This window comes from Mycobacterium sp., assembly GCF_049673265.1.
Taxonomy (GTDB): Bacteria; Actinomycetota; Actinomycetes; order Mycobacteriales; family Mycobacteriaceae; genus Mycobacterium.
In genome coordinates this window covers 1-6431 of record NZ_JBATXN010000690.1, presented here as the reverse complement: position 1 = coordinate 6431, position 6431 = coordinate 1, and the positions used below count along the sequence as shown (strand labels likewise).

Sequence of the window (6431 nt, the reverse complement as noted above, 5' to 3'; positions counted from 1 at the left end):
CGCACAGGTTTTCGACACCGTCTATGCGCTGACCGGTGGCGGACCCGATAACCACACCGATCTGGTCGCGCACCGCATCTACGCCGAGGCGTTCGGGGCTGCGGCGATCGGCCGGGCCGCGGTGATGGCGGTGGTGTTGTTCGCCATCCTGGTCGGCATCACCGTCGTCCAGCATCTGTATTTCCGTCGACGGATCAGCTATGACCTCACCTAAATCGCGGTCGGCAGTTCTGGTTTACGTCGGCCTGGTATTCGGCGCACTGATCACGTTGGCGCCGTTCGCGCTCGGCTTGCTCACCTCATTCACCTCGGCGCACCAGTTCGCAACCGGCACACCGTTGGCCTGGCCGCGACCGCCGACGCTCGCGAATTACGCCGACTTGGGCGGCGCCGGTTTCGGTCGGGCCCTGGCGGTGACGACGTTGATGACAGCGGTGATTCTGCTTGGGCAGCTGACGTTTTCGGTGCTTGCCGCCTACGCGTTCGCTCGGCTCCGCTTTCCGGGCCGCGACGCCCTGTTTTGGGTCTATATCGCGACGTTGATGGTGCCCAGCTCGGTGACGGTGGTGCCGCTGTATCTGATGATGGCTCAGCTGGGGATGCGCAACACCTTCTGGGCGTTGGTGTTGCCGTATATGTTCGGCTCGCCTTACGCGATTTTCCTTTTGCGCCAGTACTTTCGCGCGATACCCGATGACCTGATCAACGCCGCGTATCTCGACGGCGCCAACACGCTGGACGTCATCGTGCACGTGGTGCTGCCCGCCAGCCGGCCAGTCCTGGTCACGCTGATGCTGATTACCGTCGTGTCGCAATGGCACCACTTCATGTGGCCGCTGGTGATCACCACCGGCGCCAAGTGGCAGGTTCTGACGGTGGCGACTGCTGCGCTGCAGTCGCGGTATAACGCCCAATGGACGCTGGTGATGGCCGCCACGGCTGTGGCGATTGTGCCGCTGCTGGTGCTCTTTGTGATTTTCCAGCGTCACATCGTGCGATCGATCGTCGTCACGGGGCTCAAATGAGCTACCGGCCAAGGGTTTCTACGCTGTTCGCATTGGCCCTGGTGTTGGTCGCTGCGTTGCTTGCCGCCACCGCGGTGCTGTTGGACATCTCGGCCCGCCCGCGCGGCGGTAAGACGGTGGTCACCGTTCGACTGTGGGACGAGCAGGTGGCGGCCGCTTATCGGGAGTCGTTTGCAGCGTTCACCCGGACGCATCCCGACATCGAGGTGCACACCCATGTGGTGTCCTACTCCACCTACTTCAACACGCTGCGCACCGACGTCGCAGGCGGTAGCGCCGACGACATCTTCTGGATCTCCAATGCGTATCTCGCCGGATACGCCGACAGTGGCCGGCTTATCGATATCGGGAAGAATCTTGGTGCGCGTGCCGTGCCGGCGTGGGAACCGTCGGTGGTCGAACAGTTCACCCGTCACGGAGTGCTGTGGGCCGTCCCCCAACTAACCGATGCCGGAATCGCGTTGTATTACAACGCTGATCTGCTCGCCGCCGCCGGTGTTAACCCCGCCGAATTGGCCGCGCTGCGGTGGAGCCCGGACGGCGGCGACACCCTGCGCCCCCTGCTGACCCGGCTCACGATCGACGCCATTGGGCATACAGCGGCCACAACGGGTTTCGACGCCGGGCGCGTCCGCCAGTGGGCTTACAACGCGGCCAACGATGCACAGGGCATCTACCTGAACTACATCGGCTCGGCCGGCGGTGTCTTTCAGAACGGTGATCGTTTCGCGTTCGACAACCCCGGCGCGGTCGAGGCTTTCACTTACCTGGTCAGGCTGATCAACGCCGACCACGTCGCGCCACCCGCCTCGGACACCAACGACAACGGCGACTTCTCCCGAAACCAGTTCCTGGCCGGCCGGATGGCACTCTTCCAGTCCGGCACTTACAACCTCGCGGCGGTCGCTGACCAGGCCGGCTTCCGGTGGGGCGTGGCGATGCTGCCCGAAGGACCCAAGGGCCGCGTCACCGTCACCAACGGCATTGCCGCCGCAGGCAATTCCGCGACTGCGCACCCCGACGCGGTACGTCAGGTGTTGTCTTGGTTGGGCAGCAAGGAGGGCAATCGATACGTCGGCCGGCACGGCAGCGCGATTCCCGCCGTGCGATCGGCACAGCGGGTGTACTTCGATTACTGGGCGGCGAAGAACGTCGACGTGCGGCCGTTCTTCACGGTGTTGAGCGGACCGCACATCGCTGCGCCTGGCGGTGCAGGCTTCGCAGCCGGAAATCAGGTACTCAAACCGTATTTCGACGAGATGTTCCTGGGCCGCAGCGATGTGCCGACCATCCTGCGCCACGCCCAGAACGCAGCCAACGTCGCGGCACGCCGGTAGGCGGCGACTAGCGGCCCAGCGGTACTTCCAATGCGATCGCCGCACCGCAGATCGCCACGGTGATCGAGAGTGCCAGCCAGTCGGCCAGTTTCGGCCGCACCGGTGCGGCCGAAATCTGCCCGGTGCCACCTCGCGCCGTGATCGCATCACCCATCTCGTCGGCGCGCCGCAATGTCACAGTGATGGCGGCGGCGATCAGGTCGATCAATTCCAACGCGCGACGCCTGCGACGTGCCCGGCGGGTTATCGCAACCGGCTTGGGCCGTAACCGGCGCGCGGCGTAGAGCACCCGGAATTCCTCGATCAGCATCGGAAAGGCGCGCAGCGCGAGTGCCAATGCGACGGCCCACTCGTCGATCGGTATCCGCAACCATCGCAATGGGCGACCCAAAGTGGCCACGGCCGGGGCTATTTCGGCAACGTTGGTGGTCCAGGACACCATCCCTCCCAGACCCAGCAACACGATCGACAACGCGGTGATGCGCAGGAAATTCAACAGCCCGCCGAATCCGAGTGGAACCCCGGCCAATTCGACAACCGGAGAGCCACCGGCGAACGCCGCGGTGATGCCACCGATGGCCAGCAAAAGCCACAACCAGCGCGGTACCGATGGCAGCGCCCCCCGCGGGATGTGCGCGATCCGAATCGCCGTCAGTACCAATGCCGCAACCAGCCCGATTGCGATCCATCCGGGATAGAACGTCAGCAGAACCGAAATGCCGCAGACCGCGAGCAGTTTGGTACCGGCCCACAGTTCGTGGACTGCCGAGGTGCCGGGCACCGGACGCAGCAGCACCATCGGGCGATTGGACCGCCGGTCGGGGCGCTCACTTGTCGCCGACGTGGTCATCTGCGCCACTCCTCCTCATCGCTTCGCTCTGCATCGTCGCCGGCGCGGTCATGCCCAGCCTCCCGCCGTCGTCGCAACCGGCTCCAAGACACCGTCGCGCAGATGCACAGTCCGCGGGCACAGCTCCTCCAACCCGGCGAAGTCGTGGGAGATGACGACGACGGTCAGCTCCTTCTCGCGGCGCAGTTCCTCCAGTAGCCGCAGCAGACCGCGTTGGGTGGCGGCGTCCAGGCCCGCCAGCGGCTCGTCGAGGATCAATGCCCGCGGCGAACGCGCCAGCAGTCCGGCCAACACCACCCGGCGCATCTGACCACCGCTGAGTTGGTCGATGCGCCGCTTAGCCAGCGCGCTGTCCAGCCCCACGACGGCCAGCGCGGTCACGATGCGGTCATGGTCTTTGGGTGAAAACCCTGCCGCCGACGCAACTTCCAGGTCGACCCGGCTGCGCATCAGCTGCAGCCTGGCGGCCTGAAACGACAGCGCCACCGCGCCTACCCGCTCATGGGTGGGTCGGCCGTCAAGCAGACAGGCTCCCGTCGTCGGTACCGTCAGCCCCGCCATGATCCACGCCAGCGTCGATTTGCCCGAGCCGTTGCCGCCGTGAATAAGTAGCCCATCCCCCTGGTGGACCGTGAAGCTGACGTCGCGCAGCGCGGCCTTCGCCCACGGGGTCCCGCTGCCGTATTCGTGCCCGACACCGGCGAGTTCGAGCACCGGCGCGCCGGAGGTGTGGCCGATCGCGGCGGTCGAAGCCGGCGCGGCGGTGGTCTCGACCATGTCAGTGTTGTCACCGGAGTCGCTGAGATTGATTGTGCGGTCAGCGGAATCGGCTTCGTCGTTGTAGTGCGTGATGTGAACCAGCGCGGAGCGGTGCTGCTTCTTCAGGCCGGATAACACTCCTAACAGCGCTTCCCGGCCCTGCTGGTCGACCATGCTGGTGACCTCGTCGGCGATCAGCAGCGCCGGCTCTCGAGCCAGTGCTGCAGCCACGGCCAGCCGCTGCAATTCACCGCCCGATAGGCTGCCGGTGTCGCGTTCGGCGTGCGCGTCGAGACCCACCTCAGTCAGCAACCTGCCGACGTCAATGGTCGTTCCGGGCGGCAGACCCCACACCACGTCGTCGGCCACCCGCGTGCCCAGCACCTGGCTTTCCGGGTGCTGCATGACCACCGCGGTACCGCCTAGCCGACCAAGCCCCACCGCGCCGGGGCGTTGCACCGTGCCTGAACTCGGCTGACGGCCGGCCAGCATCAGCATGAGTGTGGTTTTGCCTGAGCCGTTGGCGCCGGTGACAGCGACGTGTTCGCCGATCTGCACGTCCAGGCTGACCGCCCGCAGCGCGTCGTGATCGGAGCCCGGGTAGCGAAATCGCACGTGGTCCAGCCGGACTGGCACTGGGGCGATCGGCGCCGTCTCGACCGGTGCATCGAGTTTGTGCACATCGGGAATGCCGCGCATGCGCTCCAGCACGCGAGATAGCGCCCACCAGCCGATCAACGAGACGCCCATGATTCCCAGCACCGACTGGCCGAGCACCAGCCATGGCCAGTAGTGCAGCGCCTCGGCGAAGAAGTGCTTCAGGTCTAAAGCGAGCTGGCCGAGCCGTGCCCATGTCAGGACCGCCGCCACGCCGTCCACGTTGGCGCTCATCGCGTCGAAGATCAGATGGCGCAACCGGGCCAACACGGCCAGTGCGCTCACCATCGCGGCGCCAAACAAGGTTCCTGCGACGAACGCCGCGGCGATCACGGTCGGGGTGCCGCGGCGCCTGCGCTTGACGATGCCGGTCAGGCCACCGACATAGGCACTGTTGACGACGGTCATCAAGCCGCCGAGACCAGCGATCAGGAAAGCGATCACCCCGGCGGCGACCGTGGCGGCGATCAGCACGCGGAGCCGGTAGCGGTAAGCCAGCAGCCCCATCGGGACGGTGCCCAACATGGACAGGGCGCCGGCAAACGGGACGACGACGGCGAGGATCGCGGTCGCCGCGCAAAGTGCCGCCATGACTGCTGACTGCGCGAGTTCGCCTGGTTTCAGCGATCGCGCCCCTCGGGAAGTCGTCGGGGGGCGTGGCGCGCTCATTTCATCAATTGTGCCAGGTGTTCGGCAGTTCCCCCCGCGTCGAGTGTGGCGGGTCACTCGAGTTTGCCTGTAGAAATTTGCCGGTTCGTGGCCTAGATAGCCTATCTATGCAACCATGGATGCATGACGACATCCGCAACCGCCGATCGCGGCGCAGCCGGGGAGGCCGGCGGCGGTCTGGGCGCGGATCTACTCGCCGTGGTCGCCCGGCTCAACCGCTATGCCACGCAGCTCATCCAGATGCAGTTGCCGGCCGCACAGGCCCGGTTGCTGTCGACCATTGACGCTCACGGCGAAGCGCGGATCTGTGATCTTGCCGCCGTGGATCACTGCTCACAGCCGACGATGACCACCCAAGTGCGACGGCTCGAAGACGCCGGTTTGGTCGCGCGGACCGTCGACCCCGGCGACGCCCGGGCAGTCCGCATCCGGATCACGCCCGAGGGCATGCGCACACTTAACCGCGTGCGGGTCGACCGGGCCGCGGCAATCGAGCCGCAACTTGCCAAACTAGGCGCTGGCGACCGCCAGACGTTGGTGGAAGCCGTCGCGGTGTTGCGCCAGCTCCTCGAGGATGCCGCGCCCGCCCCGCGACCGGGCGGAACTCGATAGCGGCTGGTAGCTGGGCCGAAGAGCCAGCAGCGACGGCCCCCCGGGGCGTTCCGGGGCATTATGGCGGGTAGACGAACCCTCACTCGGCCCAGCGCGCTGGGCGCGGAAGGTGGTGGCTATGCCGACGGAAGCATTCGCTTCCCCCCTGATCGTTTGGTTCGGCCCCAAGAGATACACCTTTCCCGTTGGCCGGGACGTGACCATTGGCCGCGACAACCGGGCCGATATCCGAGTCGACGGCGCGACCGGATCGACCTCGTCCACCCACGTCGTGGTGCATCACAACGGCAGGCAGTGGATCGCCGTCGATCGCGGCGAAGGCGGCATCTATGTCGACGGCGTGCGAATGTCCACGGTCTTCATCCATGAGGGCAAAGCGATCACGCTCGGCGACCCGCAGCATGGGCCCCGACTGGTATTTCAGCTCGGCGCTCCGCCACCTCCGCCACCTCCGCTACCTCCGCCTGCCAGGCGTGCGCCGCGCCCGGAGATGCGGCCGATGCCGCCGCCCGCCGCTGCACA

At 66.3% G+C, this 6431-nt stretch carries 6 protein-coding genes and 1 pseudogene; 5 read left to right on the top strand and 2 right to left on the bottom strand.

Annotated features, from left to right (window positions below):
* The 3 genes and pseudogenes from WBF82_RS23500 to WBF82_RS23490 form a co-directional block, all read left to right on the top strand.
* Positions 1 to 214: pseudogene (locus WBF82_RS23500) on the top strand (sugar ABC transporter permease); the annotation flags it as partial.
* Positions 201 to 1025 (top strand): carbohydrate ABC transporter permease, encoded by an 825-nt coding sequence (locus WBF82_RS23495; RefSeq protein WP_424385330.1) that lies wholly within the window; start codon positions 201 to 203, stop codon positions 1023 to 1025. The pseudogene WBF82_RS23500 and the gene WBF82_RS23495, both read left to right, overlap by 14 nt.
* Positions 1022 to 2362: an ABC transporter substrate-binding protein gene (locus tag WBF82_RS23490; protein WP_424385329.1), complete on the top strand. Its 1341-nt coding sequence runs from the start codon at positions 1022 to 1024 to the stop codon at positions 2360 to 2362. The genes WBF82_RS23495 and WBF82_RS23490 overlap by 4 nt, the downstream gene beginning before the upstream one ends.
* Positions 2363 to 2369: 7 nt before the next feature.
* On the opposite strand, the gene WBF82_RS23485 is transcribed toward WBF82_RS23490, so the two are convergent.
* A complete protein-coding gene (locus tag WBF82_RS23485; RefSeq protein WP_424385328.1) occupies positions 2370 to 3212 on the bottom strand; it encodes a CbiQ family ECF transporter T component in 843 nt (280 codons plus the stop codon).
* Between the two features lie 48 nt (positions 3213 to 3260).
* Positions 3261 to 5297, bottom strand: a complete 2037-nt coding sequence (locus WBF82_RS23480; RefSeq protein WP_424385327.1) for an ATP-binding cassette domain-containing protein — start codon at positions 5295 to 5297, stop codon at positions 3261 to 3263.
* Between the two features lie 123 nt (positions 5298 to 5420).
* Here WBF82_RS23480 and WBF82_RS23475 point away from each other — a divergent pair, with 123 nt between their 5' ends.
* Both WBF82_RS23475 and WBF82_RS23470 read left to right on the top strand, forming a co-directional pair.
* The gene (locus tag WBF82_RS23475; RefSeq protein WP_424385326.1) at positions 5421 to 5909 is read left to right on the top strand and encodes a MarR family winged helix-turn-helix transcriptional regulator; all 489 of its coding nucleotides are present in this window, start codon (positions 5421 to 5423) and stop codon (positions 5907 to 5909) included.
* 118 nt (positions 5910 to 6027) lie between these two features.
* A partial coding sequence (locus WBF82_RS23470; RefSeq protein ID WP_424385325.1) for an FHA domain-containing protein occupies positions 6028 to 6431 on the top strand: 404 nt, incomplete at its 3' end.